The following is a 20,614-nucleotide window of genomic DNA, read 5'->3' on the forward strand; positions in this document are numbered from 1 at the left end:
CTCCTATTTTGCCGGAACGGTCCAACCGCCGTCGGCGGTGATGACCGCGCCCTGGATGTAGCTGGCGTCATCGCTCGCAAGGAACGCCGCAAGCGCCGCGATCTCCTCGGGCGCGCCGAAGCGCCCGGCGGGCATCTCGCCCTGACGGGTTGCGATCGTCGCCTCGTCGAACTGCGCGATCGATGCCGGCGTTCCGATCATGCCAGGCGCAATCACGTTGACGCGGATCTTGCTCGCAGCCAGTTCGGTCGCCGAGGCACGCGAGAGCCCGACCACGCCGGCCTTCAGCGCAGAATAGGCGATGGAATCCTTGGCTGGATGGAACGCCGATACCGAACTCAGATTGACGATCGAGCCGCCGCCACGCCGTACCATCTGCGGCACCACGGCCTGCGTACTCCAGATCAGACCATGCACGCCGACGGCAAACATCCGCTCCAGCGTATCGACCGCGATGTCCGCCAGGGGTTCGAAGCGTGCGAACACCGCATTGTTGACCAGCACGGCGACCGGCGCATTGAACTCGCGCTCGACGCGCGCAAACAGCGTGTGAACGTCCTCGCGCCGCCCGATATCGACCTCGTATCCTCTCGCATCGAAGCCCATGTCATTGAGCCGGCCGACCGCGGGCTCCAGGCGGCGCGCGCTGATATCGACACAGGCAAGTCGCCCGCCCTCCCGGCCGAACCGCTCGGCGATAGCGAAACCGATCCCGCGCGCGGCGCCGGTGACGACGCAAACGCGATCCTTGAGGCGCGCGTTCATGCGCTGGCCTTGGCGGGTTCAGCGAACGCCTTGGCGATTTCGCGGAGCTGATACTTCTGCACCTTGCCAGCCGGCGTCTTCGGCAGGTCGTCGACGATCTCGATGCGTTCCGGCCAATACTGCTTGGCGACCTTGTGCTCGGCCATGTGCGCCTGCACGGTGGCGAGATCGAGCGTCGCGCCCGGCCGCAGCACCACGAATGCGCAAGCGCGCTCCCCCAGCCGCGCGTCCGGATAGCCGACGATGGCGACCGAGAGCACGGCAGGCAGCTTGAACATCAGGTTTTCGATGTCGAAGACCGGGACGTTTTCCCCGCCGCGAATGATGATGTCCTTGATGCGGCCGTCGATCCGGATGTAGCCCTCGTCGTCCATATAGGCCATGTCGCCGGTATCGAACCAACCTTCGGCATCGAATGGCTCCATGTCCTCCCGCTTGTAGTAGCCGAGGAACATCTGCGCGCCGCGGACCTTGAGCAGCCCGCGCTCGCCGACTGCGGCCGGCGAACCGTCCATGCGCAACACCTTGACCGCGACGCCTTCAACCGGACGGCCGTCGGTTTTGGACGATTTTTCCAGCGCGCGCTCCGGTTCAGTCAGCGTGCTGGCGAGCGACTCGGTCATGCCCCAGAGCGAGCAGACCTTGAGGTCGAGCTCGCGATAGGCGCGATCGATCAGCGCCGGCGGAATCGGCGCACCGGCGCAGAGGAATTTGCGCAGTTCGGCCGGCTTCGCCGCGCCCGCCGCCACCGCCTCGCACATATCAGCCAGGAACGTCGCGGCGCCGGCAGAATAGGTCACGCCCTCCTTGGCCATGATCGAGACGCCGCGTTTCGGCTCCCAGATGTCCTGGAAGATCACCGTGGCGCCGATCTTCAGGCCGAGCAGCATGCCGGCGGCAAAGCCGGTCATGTGGCCGAGCGGCGAGCAGACCAGCATGGTATCGGTGGCATTGAGGCCGAACCGTCCGCCGAGCCCGATGCAGCAGCCCATCAGCGTGTTGAGGCAATGCATCACGCCCTTCGGAGAGCCCGTGGTTCCCGACGTGAACATCAGCACCGCCATCCGGTCGGCCGGCATCGCGCCGATCTCGCCCAGCGGTGGCGGGCCGAGGCGTTCGCTGCCGGACAGCAACGCCTGTTCGAAGCTGCCGGGCCCCTCGCCGTCCACCACGATGACCTGCGCGAGCTTCGGCAGGCCCGGTTTCAACGCGCGCGCCATCGCCTCGTGATCGAAGCCACGGAACAGCTTTGGCACGACCAGGAGCTTGGTCTCGGCGAAGCCGAGCATGTAGTTGAGCTCATGCTCGCGGAAGATCGGCATCAAGGGATTGACGACCGCGCCGACCCGGAACGCCGCCAGGGCAATCACCGCGAACTCCCACCAGTTCGGCAGCTGAACCGACACGACATCGCCTGCACCGACACCGAGACGACGGAGTGAGGCGGCCGCGCGCGAAATCAGATCGCCGAGTTCCGCGTAGCTCAACCGCTTGGGCGCGTTGCGATCGGCGCGGTCCGCCATCAGCGCGAGCTTGTCGGGTGCAGCAGCGATCGTCTGCTGCAGGAACTCGTCAAAACTCTTGTCGACCCAGAAACCGCTCGCGCGCATCGCGCGCGCATGCGCCACGGGATCGAAACGACGCTCGCTCATGACGCTGCCTCCATGACGATTGATCGATGCACTTGACGGCATTTTCGTGCGCTAGTGTATTATATTTGAAATGGACTGCAACAGCTATTTGGATGATAGTTCGAGTATCAGTTGGAACACGCCGATTGTTGCTTCGTGAGCTAGTGCATTAGTTTGGCTCACAGCGGAATCACAAGGGAGGCAGGCATGAAGGCGGCAGTCCTGGAACGGCGCGGCGCGGACGGCGTGGTCTGGCGGGATTTCCCCGATCCCGTGCCGGCGACCGGCGAGTCCGTGCTGAAAGTCGCAGCCGCGTCGGTCAATCGTGTCGATCTCTACATGCGCGACAATGGCAGCGGCATCACCCACGTTCTGCCGCAGGTAATGGGGGTCGAGGCCGCCGGCGAGGTCGTCGAGGCGGCTCCGGGCAGCGGCTTGAGGCCGGGCATGAAGGCCGTGCTGTTCTCCGAAGCCTTTTGCGGCAAGTGCCGCTATTGCCTGGCTGGCGACCAGCCGCTCTGCGAGAACGTCAGGATCATGGGTGAGCATCGCCATGGCGGCTTCGCCGACTACATCGCGATGCCCAGCCGTTGCTTCTTTCCCCTCCCCGACGACGCCGATCTCGTGGCCGCGGGTGCACTGATGACCGGCCATCTCACCGCCTGGCGCATGCTGTTCGGCAAACGCGCGCTGCAACCCGGCGAAAGCGTCATGATCGTCGGCATCGGCGGCGGCGTCGCGGTCGCCTGCCTGCAACTTGCCAAGCTGGTCGGCGCCCGCGTCTTCGTCACCTCCTCCAGCGACGAGAAGCTCGCCAGAGCCGCAGCATTGGGAGCGGACGGCGGGGTCAATTATCAGCGCGACGGGGTTTCGGCCGCCATCCAGCAGATGAGCGGCGGCGGGGTCGACATGGTGATCGACAGCGTCGGCGAAGCGAGTTGGGGACAATCGCTGCGTTCCCTGCGACGCGGCGGCCGTCTCGTCACCTGTGGCGCCACCACCGGCTCCAATCCACCGGCCGATCTGCAACGGGTGTTCATCCGCCAGCTTGAAATCTATGGCTCGACCGGCGGCAGCATCGGTGAATTCCGTCAATTGCTCGACGTATTCAATCGCGGCCTGGTCAAGCCGGTGATCGATTGCTCATTCAAGATGTCGGACGCCCCTTCGGCGCTGGCGCGTCTCGCTTCGGGAGCGCAGTTCGGAAAGGTGTCGCTCGTGGCGTAGCGAGGCGCCACGGGCGAAACGAGCCCGACGTCACATCTTGCAGGCTGGATCGACGGGCGCAATGATGTCCGCTCCCGGCTCGATCTTCTTGATCTGATAGGTCGGCTTGCCCTCCGGGCCCATCACGATCTGGCTGATCGCCATCCGCCGCGCCGTCTGATGATCGCCCGCGCGGATCTCGACATCGCCCAGCACCGTTTCGGTCTTGAGGCCGGACAGCGCCGCGCGCACCGTATTGATGTCGGTCGAATTCGCCTTCTGGAGCCCGGCTGCGATCAGCTGGATCGCGGCATACTGGTCCGCACTGGTGTAAGGCGGCAGCTCGCCATTGTATTTCTCTTTGTACGCCTTCACGAAGGCTTCGGCCTGCGCGCCAGGGAAGCCAGCCACGAAGCCGATGTTCTGGTAGACGCCGAGCACCGTCTCGCCTTGCGCCGGCAAGGTTTGCGGGATCACGAAGGAGTTGCCCAGCACCATCTTGTATTTCTTGAACAGGCCGAATTGGTGCTGCTGCTTGGCGAGATTGATGGCGTCGCTGCCAAAGATCGTGACGAACAGGCCCTCGGCGGGATCAGCCCCGAGCTCGGAAATCTTGGCGCCGAAATCCGGTGTGCCATTGGTTGAAAACAGGGTCTTTCCGATCGTTCCGCCCTGCGACGTCACCAGCGCCTTGAACTTGTCGGCGGAATCGCGCCCGGCGGCATAGTCGACCGCGATGATGTCCCATTTCTTGATGCCCTGGTCCTTCAGGAACTCCCTGAACGTGCCCATGATCATGGAGTCGTTGGCATTGACCCGGAAATAGTTCGGCGTGCAGTTCTTGCCGGTCAGTCCGTCGGCATTCGCCATCACTTCCAGCATGATGGCCTTCAACGTCGGAAGCTTGGCCTGGAGGGCCGGCGTCACCGCCGACGTGTCCATGCCGGTGATGAACATCGCGCCATCCTTCTGGACCGCGCGGGTGGCACCGTCCACCGCGGTATCGGGCGTGCCGGGGTAGGAGATGAAGGTCGCTTCGAGCTTCTTGCCGGCCGCGCCGCCGGCGGCGTTGATCTGCTCGATCGCGAGGTTGACCGCCTTGACCTGGGTGTCTTTCAGGCCGGCGAGCGGTCCGCTGTCGATCAGCAGCACGCCGATCTTGACCGTGTCCTCAGCCAGCGCCGCGCTGCCGACGGCCAGCGCGATCGCGGCGCCGATCGTGGCCGCACGCAGGATTCCGAAAACCGACCCCACCGATGATGTCCTCATTGCTCCCCTCCTTCGTTTTTAGAGCGCCATGAGCGCCTGATTTTCCGGTGCGCCGATGGCGGCGATCGCGCCTGTCCCGACGACCTCGCCCTTTGCCAGGATGACGAAGCGATCGGTGGCGCGCTTGACGAGGCTAAGGTGCTGCTCGACCACGAGCACGCCGGTGCCGGCGCCGCGGATGGTGTTGAGGGTGTCGACAAGACCGTCGATCAGAACCGGTGAAAGACCTTCCGAGGGCTCGTCGAGCAGGATGAGGCTCGGGTTGGCCATCAAGGCCCGCCCGATCGCCAACATCTGCTGCTGGCCGCCGCTCAGCATGGTGCCGAGCCGATCGGCCCGCTCCTCGAGCACCGGAAACAGCTGGTAGATGGTCTTCAAGGTCCAGTGCCCGGCCCGACCGGTCGACCGGCCCAGCAGCAAGTTCTCCTTGACGGTGAGGTTCGGCAGGATGCGTCGTCCCTGCGGCGCGATCGAGACGCCGAGCTTCGCGGCGGTGTAACCCGGCAGGCCGTCGATCCGACGATCACGAACCCAGATCTCGCCGGACCGGATATTGGTCTCGCGAAACACGGAGAGCAGTAGCGTCGACTTGCCGGCCCCGTTGCGGCCGACCAGGGCCACCGACTCGCCCTCCTCGACCGTCAAGTCGATGCCGCGCAGCACGGTCGACGCGCCATAGCCGGCAAACAGCGCCTGGATCCGCAGCGCGCTCATGCCGCAGTTCCCAGATACGCGGCGATGACGCGATGGTCGGCGCGGATCGACTCCGGCGTCCCCGTCGCGAGGTGCCGTCCGAGATCGAGCACGGTGACCGTGCCGCAGCAGGCGAACACCGCATCGACATCGTGCTCGACCACCACGGCCGCAATCCTGCGTTCGCGAACGAGGTCGCGCACATGCTCGAACAGGCGTAGCGTTTCCACGGCGGAGAGACCGGCGCCCGGCTCATCCATCAACAGAAGCCGCGGACGGCCAATCAGGGCCAAGGCGACATCGACCCGGCGCTGCACGCCGTAGGCGATGCGTCCGGCCTTCTGATCGAGAAAGCCGCCGAGATCCATGACCTCGATGACGTCATCGAGCTGGTCGTCGCCGAGATGCTGCGCGACGAGTTCGAGCTGGTCACGCACGGTCAGGTCCTGGAAGATGCTGGTGCGCTGGAACGACCGTGCCATGCCCTGCCGGCGGCGCCAGCTGATCGACCGATGCGTGATATCCTCGCCACGATACCGAACGCGGCCCGATGTCGGTCGCCGCCGGCCGCAGATCGCGTCGAGCAGCGTGGACTTGCCGGCGCCGTTCGGGCCGATGATCCCGTGCAGCACACCATCGCCGCGCACCGCGAGATCGACGTCGGTCAAGGCCCGCACCGAACCATAGCTCACCGACAGTTTCTCGATCGCGAGCATGTCAGGACGCCTCCCGCCGCCGGCCGAGCCGTTTCGACAGGCCGGACAATCCGCCGACGACGCCGCGCGGGAACACGACGATGAAGAGCACGATCGCAATCCCGGTCAGCAGTTGCGTGAGCCCGCGCGCCCCGAACTCGTCCTGCGCAAAGGAGAAGATCAATCCGCCGAGGATTGGCCCGAGCGAACTGGCGATGCCGCCGATCAGCGCGGCTACCAGCGTGTTCGTGCTCACCGACAGGCCAAGACTCTCGGGCGAGACGAAACCGGCATTGAGCACGTGGAGGAAACCCGCAATGGCGGCCACGACGTTGACCAGCACATATCCGGTCAGCCGTGGGAGGAATGTGTTGAAGCCCGAGAACCGCATGCGCTCGTCGTTCTCCCGAATGGCACGCAGCACGGACCCGAGACGGGACCGTGCGATCCCCCAGAACGCCAGTCCGATCAGCACGGTCACGATCCAGGCGAGTGACCAGAATTGAGCGGGATCGGCAAAACGCGCAGCCTCAATGCCGAGCACGGATCCGTTAATCCGTACGACCAGCCCGTCCGCTCCGCCGGTGTAGTCGCGCAATCCCTCGAGCAACACGGCGTGGCTGATCATCTCGCCGGCGGCGAGCGTCAGCATCATGAAGGCAAGAGGCTTGGTCCGCACGATCAGTGCCCCGAGCATGGTGGCGTAGACGACCAGGATCAGGAATGCGATGCACAACGCGATGGTCGGTGTTAGCCCCCCGTCGCTCATGCCGATCGCGAACAGATATCCGGCGCCGCCATAGACGCTGGCCGCGCCGAGCGCCACCAGCCCGGCCTGGTTCATCAGGAAAGCGACGCTGAGCGCGAGTAACCCCAGCAGCAGACCCTCGCCGCCCAAACGCAGAACGAAATCGCTGGCGAGATAGGTCGGCACGACGGCGCCCACGCCGAGCCCGATCAGGCCGCCAAGGATGGCGAGCGATCGTCGCGGCAGCGGGCCGCCAAGCGTGGTCGCAGCTTCGTGCAGGTCGTCGGTCATCGTGCCGTTGCTCAACCCAGCACCCTCCCGCGCCCGATCCCGCCGGGCGCGATCAACAACACCGCCATGAGCAGGATGTAAGGCACGAGCGATGCAAGGTTGGGCAGGAATACCGATCCCGCCACCTGGACGAATCCGAACAGCAAGGCCGCAACGATAGCGCCGCCGATGCTGCCGGTGCCGCCGATCACCACGATGATCAGGCAGTTCACGATCATGACGACGTCCATGCCGGGATCGACCGACAGATACGGCCCGGCCAGCACGCCGGCGATACCGGCAAACGCGGTGTTGAGGCTGGTCACCAGCAGGCTCAGGCGATCGGCATTGATCCCCATCATGCGCGCGACTGATGGATCCTGGCTGACCGCACGCACGTACAGTCCTGACGGCGTAAACCGTAGCCACAGTGCAAGCAGCGCACAGGAGCCGAGCCCCATCACGATCAGGAAGAGCCGATAGACCGGGTAGGATAAGTTCAGGACCGTGACCGAGCCGGACAGGATGTTCGGCGCTTCGACGCTGCGCGCCTCCCCGCCATAGACGTAGATGATGATCTGGCCAACGATGATGCCGAGGCCGAGCGTGACCAGCGCCACCTCGATGTGCGAGCGGCGCTGCAGCGGCCGCAACGCCAGATACTCGAATGCGATCCCGAGCAGCGCCAGCAGGATCGGAACGAGCAGCAGCGCCAGCCAGAACCCGCCAACGAGGGCGATCGTGTAGCCGAGATAGGCGCCGAGCATGTAGATCGCGCCATGGCCGAAATTGATCACGTCGCGCAGGCCGTAGATCAGGGCAAGTCCGCTCGACAGCATGATCAGCAGCGAGGCCAGCGCCAGCGAATTCGCGATCAACAGCGCGATCACGACCGCGCTTCCTTGTCACGAAGCATCGCCGGACGGCACATGCCTGTCCGATGCGCCGCCAGCCTGCGCGCTTGACCTCGCAAAGGGCCCTCCTGCCATTGCTCGGCGCCGCGCGGCGGATACTCGATCGCGCCCGGCACCGGCCTTCAGCATTTCCCCGTCCTGGTGGACGTACTCGAGTTTGACACTCGATTAGTACACTAGCTTATCATATGCTGATATTCGCCGCAAATCCTAATCCGGGCCGTGCGCTGCGGCATCTCGCGCAGCCGCGGAGCAATCATGACAAAGCTGATCCTGATCCGACATGGAATGCCCGACGAAGGCCATCCGCTACGACCACACGATCCGCCGCTGAACGGAGTGGGCTACGACCAGGCGGCGCAGCTCGCGGACCGGCTGGCGAACGAAGGCGTCGGCCGCATCGTCAGCAGTCCTCAGACGCGCGCGCAGAACACCGCAGCGCCGCTGGCGCAACGGCTCGACCTCGCAATCGAGACGATGGATGGCCTCGCTGAAGTCGACCTCTACACGGACCGCTACCGCTCGCCGGAGACGATCAGGAAAGAGAATCCCGGACGCTGGGAAGAATTTCAGATCTCGCCGGCACGTTTCTTTGGACGAGACGACGATGAATTCCGCGACGGAGTGTTGCGGGGATTCGCGGCGATCCTGGCCGAACCGAAACAGTCGACGATCGCGGTCTTCAGCCACGGAATGCCGATCAAGACCGTGCTGCTCCACATTCTCGGCCTCACCACGGCCGTGAAATTCACGATCGGGCATTGCTCCGTGACGAGGGTGACCGGTGAATCGATCGACGCGCTGCGGATCGAAAGCATCAACGAGACACTGATCTCCCCTCGCGCATGCTAGAGCCGTTCCCGTTCCGATAGAACCGGAACGGGGCTCTAGGTTCTTGTCTTGACGCGTTTTCTTCACCCGAACCGGTACCCACTTCGCTCGAAAACGCTCTAGCGATCGGCGAGACCGGATCGACCGCCTTCCGTCAGCTCGTGATCGCGGGGATGCGGTCAGTCCAGCGGCGGCCGCGCAAGCGGGCATCGACGGCAAGCGAATGGTTTTCCTGGGCGGAGCCATGACCGATTCGTCCGTCGAGCTCCCATCTGATCAAGCCGATCCAGCAGATCGCATTTCCATAAGCGCGCCAGGGTGCGCCGGCGAGCGGGACGCCGCGCAGTTGATGCTTGCGGCCACGCTGGTCCGTCACCAGGGCATCGATCACGATCGGCGTGATGCCGAGCCGCGTCATCGTCATCTCGACATTCATGATCGCCATTACCTCGCCGTTGTCGAGCAGATAGCCATGGGCAAAGCGCTGGTCCTCGCCGGCCGGCTTCTCGGGATCCAGATGCATGTGGAAACGAAACCCGAGGGATTCGCCAAACTGGGCCCAAAGCGAGTTCATCGGCGGGATCTCCAGTTCCGGCCGCGGACCCCAGCTATGGTTCATCCTGTCGACGATATCGATCGGGTATTCCCTGCCGCGCAGCTTCAGCGTGCCTTTGAAGCGGCCGTGCATGTCGTAATGGCCCTTGTAGCCGCTCCCCATCGACGTCCGCGCCAGCCGCTCCTGCTCGGTCTTGCCGGCGAGCGGGTTCTGGTCGGGATCGTGGATATCGAACGGATCCATGATCCCGACGATATCCATGTGCAACTCGGTGCCCTCGCGGCCGACATAGTCGATGCGATAATCGCGGGGCGGCTTGACGGCCTTCACGCTCAGCCCGTTTGGACCGTGAATGTGCGAGAATCGTTCCGGCGCCGGAAGGTGGAAGCGGGTGTCGACATACAACGCCTCGAACTCGGTCTCGCTGACGGCGCCGATGAAGCGCACGTCGTTCTGCATGCAGCCAAGAACGGGACGCACGCAGACATAGATGTGACCAAAGATGCGTTCTTCGGGAATTGACACCGGCAGGTAGTACGTCTCTCCCCAGGTGTAATCATCCTTGTCGGTGAAGTGATATTCGAGATCCTGCGCAGTGATCATTGGATTTTCCCTTCGCTTCGGCCGGCTCCGTCGCCCGGCACGGTTTCATGCATCGGATTTCTTGAAGCAGACCGACATGAGGACGCCCGAGATCGCGACGCTGGCAGCGATGACGTACATGCCAAGGACGGTCGAACCGGTCGCGTCGGTGATCAGGCCCAGCATGTAGGGGCTGACAAAGCCGCCGAGATTCCCGATCGAATTGATGGTTGCGAAGCCGACCGCCGCGGCGCCCCCGATGTAGATGCGGGCAAGGTTGGCCCAGAACACGGTCGATGCAGCCAGGATACCGACCGCCGCCATTGTCAGGCCGAACAGCGACAGCGGAACGCTCGCGCTGAAATATGCACTCATCGCGAACCCGATCGCGGTCATCAGGATGGCGATCGTCCGCACCGCGCCCCTGCGCCCGGGGGCATCGGAAAACGGTCCGACGAAGACGACTGCGAGACCGGCGGCGAGCCAGGGCAAAGCCGACAGCCAGCCGATCGTCATGGTGTCGGAGATCCCCGCCTGCTTGATCAATTGCGGCAGCCAGAACGCGATGCCGTAATAGCCGATCAGCAGGCAGAAATAGGCCAGGCACGCCAGCAGCGTTTCCGGCTTGCGCAGCGCATCCTTGTAAGTGTGCGCACCCGCCGTCTTCGCGAGCGCGGCGACCGCATCCTGCGCGACCCGCTTCTCATCGTCGGTCAACCACTTGGCATCCCCGATATCGTTCGCCAGGCCGAACACGATCAACGGCGCGACAAGGACGGTCAGCGCACCTTCGATCGCGAACAACCATTGCCAGCCGGAGCATCCGGCCACGCCGTGGAACAGCGTCATGATCAGGCCGGAGAGCGGCCCCGCCGCGACAAAGGCGATCGGCACCGAGACCCAGTAGAGCGAGTTGAAGCGGCCGCGCTGGCTATCCGGAACCCATTGCGACAGATACAGCATGACACCCGGCGCAGTCCCCGCCTCGGCCGCGCCGATCACGAAGCGCAGGACATAGAACCAGGTCGTGTCCGTCACGAAAGCCAACGCGATCGTGGCCATGCCCCAGGTCAGGACGATGCGGGCAAACCAGATCTTGGCGCCCACCTTCTGCAAGGCAATATTGCTTGGAATCTCGAACAGGAAATAGCCGATGAAGAAGATGCCGGCGCCAAGGCCATAGGCGGCATTGCTGAAACCCAACTCCTGCCGCATCTGCAAGGCGGCAAATCCGACATTGGCCCGGTCGAGATTGGCAAAGAAGAAGATCAGGATGAGGATCGGAACGATCCGCCACGCGATCTTGGTGTAGAGCCGGTCCACGGTTACGACTGGACCTACGGCAGTTACTGTCGTCATTGATATTCCCCCACGCGGCCCTCTCGCCTGGCAATGCGCCACGCTGGTTGGCTCGCTCCCCTGTGAAAGCCGGCATGCGGACGTGTCAGACCGGCGTCTGCGGCTCGCATTCAGCGGAATGCCGGAAGCAGATCGAGCACATTCCAGTCGAGCATCGCGGTGACGGCACGGGTCATCAAGGCGTGCTTGCGCCGAAGCGCCCGCTCGTGGGTGTTGATGTTGATGCCGACGATGTAGAGCACCGTGCAGAAATCGAACAACATCGCCTTGCGATAGTCTTCGCGTGCGTCCTCGAACGAGTAGCGGATGCCGAACGATCCGATCCGCTCGACGTAGCGCCGCAGCAACTCGAGCTCATTGGCGCGACGGTCGTCGACGTTCATGCTGTGGCTGACCAGATACGCAAAATCCCTCATCCCCTTGGACGGGCGCACGGCCTGCCAATCGACCGCGACGATCGGGTCGTTGCCGTCCCGCCCGAACAACAGATTGTCGAGGCGAAGATCACCGTGCCCCAGCGTCGACGGCTGGGAAGTGAGCCATTGCTGAAGCGGCACGATCGCGTCGAGATAGGCTTCGCGTGCCTCGCGGAAGCGATCCGGAACGTGCTCCCCGAACCGCGCCTCCATCTCGTTCCAGGCGACGACATACCTGTCGCGCGCCGGCATCACCAGCGGCGCGAGATCCACCTTCGCCATCTTGCCCCAGTACGGGCCATGCAACTGAGCCATCAGGTCGATCGCAAGGCGGGCTTCCTCGACCTTGAGGCCGACCGTCTCGTCACCCGGGCGGTGGTTTGGAAAATCCTCGAGCAGCAGCGCGAAGAACTCGCCCTCGCCGGTCGTTTCGGCGAAGTAACAGGCCGGCGCCCGGACGCTCGCGGCCTTCACCAGGACGTTGTAGAAGTTGACCTCTCTCTGGTAGAGGCCGATCGCCTTGGACGCTTTCCGCCTCACCGGATCGGTGGTGGCAAATTTCGCGAACAGGCTGGCCGGCGCTTTTGTCGACGTTTCCGATCGTGCGTAACGCAAGGTCAGGCGCGCGGACTCGCCGGTTTGCCCAAAACCTAATCCGATCGGGGAGGCCTCGAAACCATCGACCTTTTCGCCTTGCGCGATCAGCCGGTTCGCTCGCAGCACGTCGGTCAACCACGCTGGATCGACTTCCCCCAGCGAGACAGGAAAGGCAGCCTTCATCGTTCCTCCCGCAGGCGACGATGCAATTCGTCCTCCTGCAAATAGCTTTCTTGTCGTCACGCCTAGCATGCCGCTCAACGTTGACGCTTTCGAATCTGCGGTGATAGACTTATCGGTCAATCCGATAAGACGTTTGCAAGGTGAGGATGCCACCCATCGAGTTGCGTCAACTTCGCTATTTCCTGCATCTGGCGGACGAGCTGAGCTTCAGTCGAGCAGCGCGGAAGGCGAATATTTCCCAATCGTCGATGACGGATCAGTTGCAGCGGCTCGAGGATGTCCTGGGCGTGCGCCTTGTCGATCGGAACCGGCGCAACGTTCGGCTGACGCCTGCCGGAAGCGTGTTGCGGCAGGAAGGCCAGGGCCTGCTCGAGCAGATCGAAGCCCTCACCGAGAAGACCCGGGCAGCCGGTGGCATTTCAAGGGAACGATTGCGGATCGGCTACTCCGAGATGGCACTCAGTTCGCCGATGCCGCGGATCATCCAGAATTTTCGGCATCGCTATCCGGATGCCGACACCATTCTGCTCGAACAATCGTCCAATGGTTCCGAGCGGGCCTTGCTGCACGGCACCTTCGATTGCCTGTTCGTGCCGGACCTGCAAGCCCACCCGAAGATCTCGAGCCTCGGCATCGGCGATGACGCCGTGCTTGCATGCATGCCCGAGTCCTCCCCGCTGCTCGACAGCCCTTCCGTCTGCCCCGAACAGTTCCGGGAGCAGCCCATCATCCTGCCCGAGGACGGGAGCCGCTTCGGTGACCGGATCCTGTCCGCTTTCGCACGTGCAGACATCAAGCCGAGGATCGCTGCCCGCATGTCCCGTGCGTCAGCGATCCTGACGCTTGTCGCGGCTGAAGCAGGAATTGGCTTCATCCCGCTGTCCCTGGTCGGTCTGGTGCCAAAGGGCGTGAGCGTCCGACCGTTTGCCAGTCCGCCTCTGACCATCCCGTTCTCGTTGGTCTGGCGGAACGATCCGATCAACTGCGTTGTCGAGCGCTTCGTCGCGGTTGCGCGCGAAACGATCGGGCAAATTGACGAGCCAACGCTCAAGACGACGATGGCGGTCTCGTCGGCCTGAGCCGGCACCCGGTGCCCGTTCAGCGCCTTGGGAGCGGCTGATCCCTTGATTTTCGGTCAGCGCGACCGATCAGCTGCGCAGTGAGTCCAGATCGGCCATCGCCGTCGAAATTCGTCCGATCATCGCCAATGTCGTCTGCTCCGACTGCATCGCCGGCAACAGGGGCGAATGGCACAGGGTGATCGTCCACATCAGGAGCGCATGCACCATCTGCTGCCGGTAGTGCAGGAAACTCTGGTCGAAATCCGGCCTGGTCCCCGTCAATCCGGCGAACCGGTCGAGATAGCGGCGGAGCAGATCCGTCTCCCAGTTGCGGCGGTCGTCCGGCGTCAGCGCCGCCGTCACCGCATAGGAAAAATCCCGCGTCCAGTGACCACGGGCGAGGCATTGCCAATCGCACAGCCCCATCTTGCCTGCCCCGGTGCGATACCAGTTACCGATATGCACATCTGAGTGGATCAGCCCCTGCGGCTCGCTGTCATGAACTGCAAGCGCCCGGATCGCCGCAGGCCAAACCGCATCGCGCTGCGCCAGCACGCTTGCGGGAATCACATGCGCGGCGGCATCGAAGGCCTTCCGCGTATAATGTTCCAGGCTCATCTTCTCCGCGCCGATGGTGAACCAACGCGGATAGCCGGCCACCCATCGATAGCGCGCCGCGAGTTCGTCATTGCCGTAGAAGCGGGCGTGCAGCGCAGCGAGAACGTCGACCATGTCCTCCGCCATCTCGCGATCGACGTAGGTCTTGTAGTTGCAGAAGGTCGCTGATTTGGTCGCCACCATGTCTTCGAGCAGGAGCATCGAGGCATAGGTCTGGCGATCGAAAGCAGCGTGATAGCCGATCGGCGCCTCGATCTCGAGCTGCGGCCGCAGTTGCGTGTAGAAGCGGCCTTCGACGCGCGCGGTGCCGTTGAAGCCGCCAATCATCCGGGTCACGATGCTGGGCAGCGACTTGGTGAACATCGACCTTGGCAGGCCCGCACGCTGGCCGGCGTCATTGTAGCTCACGATCAACTGATGACGCTCGTGCGTCCCCGCACTCGATGCCTTCACCACGACGTCGGTGACAACGGCTCCCGGAGTCTGCTGGCAAAGGACCGCAGTCAGCCATTCCGGCGTAATGGCCTCGGGCGAGCACGGGACATCCTCCGCCCGACGGGCCTTCGGCCGGACCAGACGCTCGAAGGCGACCCGTCCACCGATCCTGAGCGCAGCCAGCGCCGTTGCACCCGAGGCAGCCATGATCCCTCCCTGCGCCGCTGTCGACCGCGGCATTCCATAATTCGTACACTTACGTACCATCTCTAGCACAATCGCGACCGCATTCAAGGCATGGCTGTGCCGCATCGCGCGACGATAGTGACCATATCGCTCGGCGACGTCGGCTTCCGGGACAAAGTCGGACGCGACGCGCCGTCGCATATTTTAGTTTTCTACCATATGGTATATGTGCGTACATATTGAAGCCGGAAAACACGGCTCGAATGGCAGGGAAGAAACCATGAGAATTGCGATTCTGCTCGGGGTGTCCGCGCTCGTTTTCGCCAGCGCGGCCGGCGCTGCCGACAAACAGTATGGCCCGGGCGTCTCCGATACCGAAATCAAGATCGGCCAGACCGTGCCCTATAGCGGGCCCGCATCGGCCTTCTCGAGCTATGGCCGCGTCATGACCGGCTACTTCCAGATGTTGAACGAGCGCGGCGGCATCAACGGCAGGAAGGTGAACCTGATCTCGCTGGACAACGCATTCAGTCCGCCGAAGGCCATCGAGCAAACCCGCAAGCTGGTCGATGATGACGGCGTGCTTGCCGAAGTCGGCACGGTTGGCACCGTCCCCAACGTTGCGGTTCAGAAGTACCTGAACCAGAACAAGGTCCCGCAAGTCTTCATCTCCGCCGGTGGCCGCCGTTTCAACGATCCGCAGAATTTCCCCTGGACTGTACCGTTCTATCCGCCATTCGAGATGGAAGGCGCGACCTTCGGCAAGTTCATCGCCAGGAAGATGCCGAACGCGAAGGTCGCGGTGCTCTATCAGAACGACGACTACGGCAAGGATTACCTCACCGGCTTCAAGGCGGGTCTGGGCGCCGATGGCACGGCGAAGATCGTGGCGGAAGCGCCTTACGAACTGAGCTATCCGACCGTCGATTCCGAGATCCTCAAGCTCAAGGCATCGGGCGCCGACACGATCATTTACTTTGCGACTCCGAAGTTTGCCGCGCAGGCGATCAAGAAATTGAACGAGTTGAACTGGAAGCCGGCGCAATTCCTGGCCAGCCCCGTCAACTCGATCCAGGGCGTGTTGATGCCGGCCGGGCTCGACAACGTTCAGGGCGCCTACACGACCCAGTTCACCAAGCAGGCCGGCGATCCGGCCTGGGCAGACGACCAGGAGGTGAAGGACTATGTCGCCTTCATGAAGAAATGGGCGCCGAATGACAGTCCGAACGATTTCATCGCGCTGTCCGGCTACATCAACGCGCAGGCGATCGCGAAGGGCCTGCAACGATGCGGCGACAATCTGACACGCGAAAGCCTGCTGGCCCAGGCGACGAGCTTCAACAAGGAGCGGGTCGGCATGCTGCTGCCGGGCATCGAGCTCTCCAATTCGAAGGAGAACTATGCCCCCTATCGCAGCTTGCGGATGGCCATCTTCGAGAAAACGTCATGGAAGCTTCTCGAAGAGTAGCCCTGAGCCCAGTGTCTGCCGGGGCTTCCCGGCAGACCTCAGGGCAATCGCATATGTGCTCGATCTCGCCATAAATTTCGTCATGCCCGGCCTTGCGCCGGGCATCCACGTCTTGGCTTCCGCGTGACAAAGACGTGGATGGCCGGGACAAGCCCGGCCATGACGAATGTGGTAACAACTGCGCAAAGCCGTTCACTGTCATATGCGATTGCCCTACGGCAGACACCACCCGCCCGACAGGGCCGGCAAGGGTCGCGTTGGTCAACTGACGACTTCGTCGCGGCGTAGTTCTGCGATGCTCGCGTCCGAAAGGCCCATCTCCTTCAAGACATCGTCGGTATGTTGTCCGAGCATCGGCGGCGGCAGGCCCGGCGCACGCGCTTCGCCGACGAATGTGACGGGATGGCCGACGCAGTTCAGGCGACCCGCGGCCGGATGATCATATTGCATGATCAACTCGTCTGCCTTGGTATGCGGATGGTCCAGCAACTGGGCGAGCGTGTTGATCGGCGAGCAGGGAATGCCGACCTCGTTCAACGCATCGTTCCAATCCGCAACCGTTCGCGTCCCGATGATGGCCTGCACATGATGCAGCGTTTCGGCGCGGTGCTTGACCCGCTCCGCATTGGTCCGGAACTTCGGATCGTCCACGATCGCGCCGAGGCTCGCGATCGCGCAGAACTTGCGCCAGAGATTGTCGTTGGCCACGCCGATCATGATCGGCCCGTCCGCGGCCTCGAACGCCTGGTAGGGACACAACGACTCGTGGCTCGAACCGCATTTGGCCGGCTGCGTGCCGCGCTGCCAATATGTCTGCAAATTGTAGCCGAGCAGTCCGAGCGCGGTATCGAACAGGGAGACCTGGATCGCCCCGCCCTTGCCCGATTTCTGCCGCGCAAGCAGGCTGGCCAGGATGCCGCTGAAGGCATGCACGCCAGTCATCTGGTCGATCGGCGAGATCGGGCTGCGGATATAGCCGCCGCCCTCATCGCCGGTCATCGACATGATGCCTCCGAAGGCTTGCAGGATCACATCGTAGCCAGGCGAATTCCTGAGCGGACCGGTCCGACCGAAGCCGGAGATGCTGCAATGGACCAGCCGGTCGTTGAGCGCGCAAAGCGTCGCCGCGTCGATGCCGAGCCGCTCGGCCACACCGGTGCCAAAGCTCTCGATGGCGACATCGGCGGACTTCGCCAGCGTATGCACCAGCTTGCGTCCCTTGTCCGACTTCATGTTGATCGCAATGCTGCGCTTGTTGCGGTTGGCGCTCAGGAACACGGTGCCTAGCCCGGGCGCCGGAAACGGCGGCCATCCTCGCGTCTCATCACCCTGCCCCACCGCCTCGACCTTGATGACCTCGGCGCCGAGGTCGCCGAGATATTGCGCGCAGAGCGGCCCGGCCAGCACCTTCGAGAGATCCAGCACCTTGATGCCATCGAGCGGTCTTGACACGATCATCTCTCCTTCTGAATCCGGTTCAGTGCAGCCCGACGGCAAACAAGCCGCCGAGATAGGCCGGAAAACCTTGCTGCGTGACCAGGACGTAGTCGGCGGCGCGACGTTCCGGTTCATCGAGTTCAGAGCGCCAGCGCGCGGCAGCGGAGTCGGCGGCCACGAGGCGTGCGCGCAGCAGCTCCTTGCCCCAGCTCTTCGGCTCATCGTCGTGCCAATAGGCGCCGCCCGCGATCCGGCCGTCGAAGCTGGCTTTGCGCTGCCCGTCGGCACGGAAGCCGGCCCGGGCGAACGCCTCCGCAAGCTCTTGTCCAGGCTCCGACTGCGCCGCCAGCGCGTCGGAGACCGCCGTTACGGCTTGCGTGAGTTTTGGATCGAGCCCCTTCTTCTTCAGCCGCTCATAGTCGAGCCTGCCGAGAAACAACGTCCTGATCATGTTGCGCGGCTCGCGGCGCTGGATCAGTCTCGCGAAGATCTGCATCTCGGTCCTGATCGCCGTGTCGAAGTCCTGCGGCAATCCCTGCGCGACGCAATCGAGGATCGCGACCGGGGCCGGATAGTGCCCGAGGGTGTCGGCCAGCATTTTGGTCCGCGACCCGTCGATCTCGCCTGCGACGCGCTGCGCGGTGGCCGATCGCCAATCGGGACGATCCCAGGGCTGCGTGGCAGCCGGACGCGACAGGACCCATCGTTCTGCGGCCGCGATTTCCTCGCCCGGTGCCGCCAACTCATGCGCAAGGCCCGCGGCAATCGCCGCCTGCCCGTTGATCCTGGCGCCATCGAGCAGCACCGGAAGCGCGGCCGCTATTCCGATCAGGCGCGGCAGCCGCTGGGTTCCGCCGCCGCCCGGCAGCAATCCGACCAGCGATTCCGGCAGGCCGAAGGTCGCCTGCGGGTGGTCGGCGAGCACCCGGTGATGGGCCGCGAGCGCGAATTCACAGCCGCCGCCCAACGCGAGGCCAGCGACCGCCACCGCAATCGGCTTGCCGGCGGTCTCCAGCCGGCGCAAACCGTGGCTCAACCGGAAGAAATGGTCGAAGGCCAGGCGATCGCGTTCGCCCAGCGGTGCGGCCATGATCATGTCGTAGGCGGTCTCGAGCTCGGCCAGATCGGCGCCGGCGCAGAACGCGGAAGACTTGCCGGAGCTGATCACGACGCCCGCGACGTCGCTCTGCCTGAGCCAGTCCGCAAACACGCCGAGTTCTTCGATCGCCGCGTTCGAGAACACGTTCATCGAGCGGCCGGGCATGTCGAAGATCAGGTGCAGGACGCCGTTTCCTGCCAGCTCCATGCGAAACTGCTTCAGCTCCGGTCCGATCGGCATCCCTGGCCTCCCCGATTAAAGTTCATTGGTGTACGATCAGGCTTGCGCTGATCCCGCCTTCGGTTGTATACCCAAACCGAATACTGTACACTAGCAAACTAAATCAGACGGGACGCAGTTTGACAATGATCGAGCGGACGATCTTTCGCGAAGAGCACGAAATATTCCGGCAAACGGTCCGTCGCTTCGTCGACCGCGAGATCGTGCCGTTCCACGCCCAATGGGAAGAGGACGGTATCGTGCCGCGGGAGCTGTGGCTGAAGGCGGGCGCTGCCGGCCTGCTCTGCTGCACGGTCCCCGAAGAATACGGCGGCATGGGCCTCGACTACCTCTTCGACGTCGTCGTGTTCGAGGAACTCTGGCGCGCCGGCGCGAGCGGCCCAGGCTTTCTGATCCACACCGATCTCGTCGCCACGTATCTGCTGTCGTTCGGCAGCGAGGCGCAGAAGCGCAAATGGCTGCCGAAGATGGTGTCGGGTGAAGCCATCGGCTCGCTCGGCATGACGGAACCGCATGCCGGCAGCGATCTCAAGGCGATCCGGACCCGCGCAACGCGCGACGGCGACGATTTCGTCATCAACGGCCAGAAGGTCTTCATCTCCAACGGCCAGCTCTGCGACTTCGTCGTGCTGGCGACCAAGACCGACAGCCAGGCCGGCGCCAAGGGCGTCACGCTGTTCATCGTCGAGAGCAACCGCGAGGGCTTCAAGCGCGGCCGCAATCTCGAAAAGCTCGGCATGCGGGCGCAGGACACCTCCGAGCTGTTCTTCGACCATGTCCGCATTCCAGCCAGCAACATGCTCGGCGCGGAAGGCCGCGGCTTTGCCCAGATGATGACCAAGCTGGCCCAGGAGCGACTGGCGCAGGCGATCCGCTCGGCGACGGTGACCGAAACCGTGATCGAGTGGACCCTGCAATACACCGCCGAGCGCAGCGCTTTCGGCCAGAAGCTCGCCGACTTCCAGAACACCCAGTTCAAACTTGCCGAACTGAAGACCAAGGCGGCCGTGGCGCGGGTCTTCACCGACAAGTGCATCGCGCTGTTCATGGAGGGCAAGCTCGATCCGGTGGACGCCGCGATGGCGAAAATGTTCACCTCGGAGCTGCACTGCGAAACCGTCGACGAGTGCCTGCAACTGTTCGGCGGTTGGGGTTATATGTGGGAGTATCCGATCGCCCGCGCCTATGCCGACGCGCGGGTGGTGAAGATCGCCGGCGGCTCGATCGAGATCATGAAGACGATCATCGCCCGGCAGATGTATTCACAGCGCGGCTTCGACATTCAGAAGAACGGGTCGGCCTCATAGCGGCCTCCTGAACCACCGAAATCGCACGAAGCGACAGAACGACAAACG

Annotated in this window: 18 protein-coding genes; 5 read left to right on the forward strand and 13 right to left on the reverse strand. The window is 63.7% G+C overall.

The features are described from left to right. Positions 1-3: 3 nt before the first annotated feature. Together B2W55_RS07290 and B2W55_RS07295 are read right to left on the reverse strand one after the other, a co-directional pair. Positions 4-765 (reverse strand): SDR family NAD(P)-dependent oxidoreductase, encoded by a 762-nt coding sequence (locus tag B2W55_RS07290; RefSeq protein WP_024584119.1) that lies wholly within the window; start codon positions 763-765, stop codon positions 4-6. Beyond that, complete coding sequence (locus tag B2W55_RS07295; RefSeq protein WP_024584120.1) at positions 762-2,417, reverse strand: AMP-binding protein; 1,656 nt, start codon at positions 2,415-2,417, stop codon at positions 762-764. Before B2W55_RS07295 ends, B2W55_RS07290 begins: the two co-directional genes overlap by 4 nt. A gap of 186 nt (positions 2,418-2,603) precedes the next feature. On the opposite strand from B2W55_RS07295, the gene B2W55_RS07300 reads away from it, so the two are divergent. Further along, the gene (locus tag B2W55_RS07300; protein ID WP_024584121.1) at positions 2,604-3,623 is read left to right on the forward strand and encodes a zinc-binding dehydrogenase; all 1,020 of its coding nucleotides are present in this window, start codon (positions 2,604-2,606) and stop codon (positions 3,621-3,623) included. A 30-nt stretch (positions 3,624-3,653) separates the two neighbouring features. Here B2W55_RS07300 and B2W55_RS07305 read toward each other — a convergent pair whose 3' ends face one another. The 5 genes from B2W55_RS07305 to B2W55_RS07325 are packed head-to-tail and all read right to left on the reverse strand — an operon-like array spanning position 3,654 to position 8,167. After that, a complete protein-coding gene (locus B2W55_RS07305) occupies positions 3,654-4,871 on the reverse strand; it encodes an ABC transporter substrate-binding protein (RefSeq protein ID WP_081725980.1) in 1,218 nt (405 codons plus the stop codon). Positions 4,872-4,889: 18 nt separating this feature from the next. Beyond that, positions 4,890-5,585, reverse strand: coding sequence for an ABC transporter ATP-binding protein (locus tag B2W55_RS07310; RefSeq protein ID WP_024584123.1), 696 nt, complete (start codon positions 5,583-5,585; stop codon positions 4,890-4,892). Next, on the reverse strand, positions 5,582-6,280 hold the full coding sequence (locus B2W55_RS07315) for an ABC transporter ATP-binding protein (RefSeq protein ID WP_024584124.1): 699 nt from the start codon (positions 6,278-6,280) through the stop codon (positions 5,582-5,584). The genes B2W55_RS07310 and B2W55_RS07315 overlap by 4 nt, the downstream gene beginning before the upstream one ends. Position 6,281: 1 nt before the next feature. Continuing rightward, entirely contained in the window at positions 6,282-7,313 is a 1,032-nt protein-coding gene (locus B2W55_RS07320) for a branched-chain amino acid ABC transporter permease (protein ID WP_024584125.1), read from the reverse strand. Further along, positions 7,310-8,167, reverse strand: a complete 858-nt coding sequence (locus B2W55_RS07325) for a branched-chain amino acid ABC transporter permease (protein ID WP_024584126.1) — start codon at positions 8,165-8,167, stop codon at positions 7,310-7,312. The genes B2W55_RS07320 and B2W55_RS07325 overlap by 4 nt, the downstream gene beginning before the upstream one ends. Before the next feature lie 282 nt (positions 8,168-8,449). Here B2W55_RS07325 and B2W55_RS07330 point away from each other — a divergent pair, with 282 nt between their 5' ends. Continuing rightward, positions 8,450-9,043, forward strand: a complete 594-nt coding sequence (locus B2W55_RS07330; RefSeq protein ID WP_024584127.1) for a histidine phosphatase family protein — start codon at positions 8,450-8,452, stop codon at positions 9,041-9,043. 133 nt (positions 9,044-9,176) lie between these two features. Here the strand turns inward: B2W55_RS07330 and B2W55_RS07335 are convergent, their stop codons facing one another. The 3 genes from B2W55_RS07335 to B2W55_RS07345 form a co-directional block, all read right to left on the reverse strand. After that, positions 9,177-10,181, reverse strand: a complete 1,005-nt coding sequence (locus B2W55_RS07335; RefSeq protein WP_024584128.1) for a DUF7064 domain-containing protein — start codon at positions 10,179-10,181, stop codon at positions 9,177-9,179. Positions 10,182-10,226: 45 nt separating this feature from the next. Beyond that, a complete protein-coding gene (locus B2W55_RS07340; RefSeq protein ID WP_029879939.1) occupies positions 10,227-11,519 on the reverse strand; it encodes an MFS transporter in 1,293 nt (430 codons plus the stop codon). Between the two features lie 110 nt (positions 11,520-11,629). Further along, on the reverse strand, positions 11,630-12,868 hold the full coding sequence (locus B2W55_RS07345; RefSeq protein WP_291532202.1) for a phosphotransferase: 1,239 nt from the start codon (positions 12,866-12,868) through the stop codon (positions 11,630-11,632). On the opposite strand from B2W55_RS07345, the gene B2W55_RS07350 reads away from it, so the two are divergent. Next, positions 12,862-13,794 carry a LysR family transcriptional regulator gene (locus B2W55_RS07350; protein WP_024584131.1) on the forward strand — a complete coding sequence of 311 codons (933 nt, stop codon included), beginning with the start codon at positions 12,862-12,864 and terminating at the stop codon, positions 13,792-13,794. The genes B2W55_RS07345 and B2W55_RS07350 overlap by 7 nt on opposite strands. Before the next feature lie 69 nt (positions 13,795-13,863). Here B2W55_RS07350 and B2W55_RS07355 read toward each other — a convergent pair whose 3' ends face one another. Next, complete coding sequence (locus B2W55_RS07355; protein ID WP_291532203.1) at positions 13,864-15,123, reverse strand: aminoglycoside phosphotransferase family protein; 1,260 nt, start codon at positions 15,121-15,123, stop codon at positions 13,864-13,866. Positions 15,124-15,295: 172 nt separating this feature from the next. On the opposite strand from B2W55_RS07355, the gene B2W55_RS07360 reads away from it, so the two are divergent. Continuing rightward, positions 15,296-16,483 carry an ABC transporter substrate-binding protein gene (locus B2W55_RS07360; RefSeq protein ID WP_024584133.1) on the forward strand — a complete coding sequence of 396 codons (1,188 nt, stop codon included), beginning with the start codon at positions 15,296-15,298 and terminating at the stop codon, positions 16,481-16,483. A gap of 261 nt (positions 16,484-16,744) precedes the next feature. On the opposite strand, the gene B2W55_RS07365 is transcribed toward B2W55_RS07360, so the two are convergent. Together B2W55_RS07365 and B2W55_RS07370 are read right to left on the reverse strand one after the other, a co-directional pair. Next, positions 16,745-17,935 (reverse strand): CaiB/BaiF CoA transferase family protein, encoded by a 1,191-nt coding sequence (locus B2W55_RS07365; protein ID WP_200894390.1) that lies wholly within the window; start codon positions 17,933-17,935, stop codon positions 16,745-16,747. A gap of 25 nt (positions 17,936-17,960) precedes the next feature. Beyond that, a complete protein-coding gene (locus tag B2W55_RS07370; protein WP_051404362.1) occupies positions 17,961-19,259 on the reverse strand; it encodes an enoyl-CoA hydratase-related protein in 1,299 nt (432 codons plus the stop codon). A gap of 125 nt (positions 19,260-19,384) precedes the next feature. Here B2W55_RS07370 and B2W55_RS07375 point away from each other — a divergent pair, with 125 nt between their 5' ends. Further along, positions 19,385-20,566, forward strand: coding sequence for an acyl-CoA dehydrogenase family protein (locus B2W55_RS07375; protein WP_024584136.1), 1,182 nt, complete (start codon positions 19,385-19,387; stop codon positions 20,564-20,566). The last annotated feature ends 48 nt before the right edge of the window (positions 20,567-20,614 follow it).

This window comes from Bradyrhizobium sp. UBA2491 (assembly GCF_002341725.1).
Taxonomy (GTDB): Bacteria; Pseudomonadota; Alphaproteobacteria; order Rhizobiales; family Xanthobacteraceae; genus Bradyrhizobium.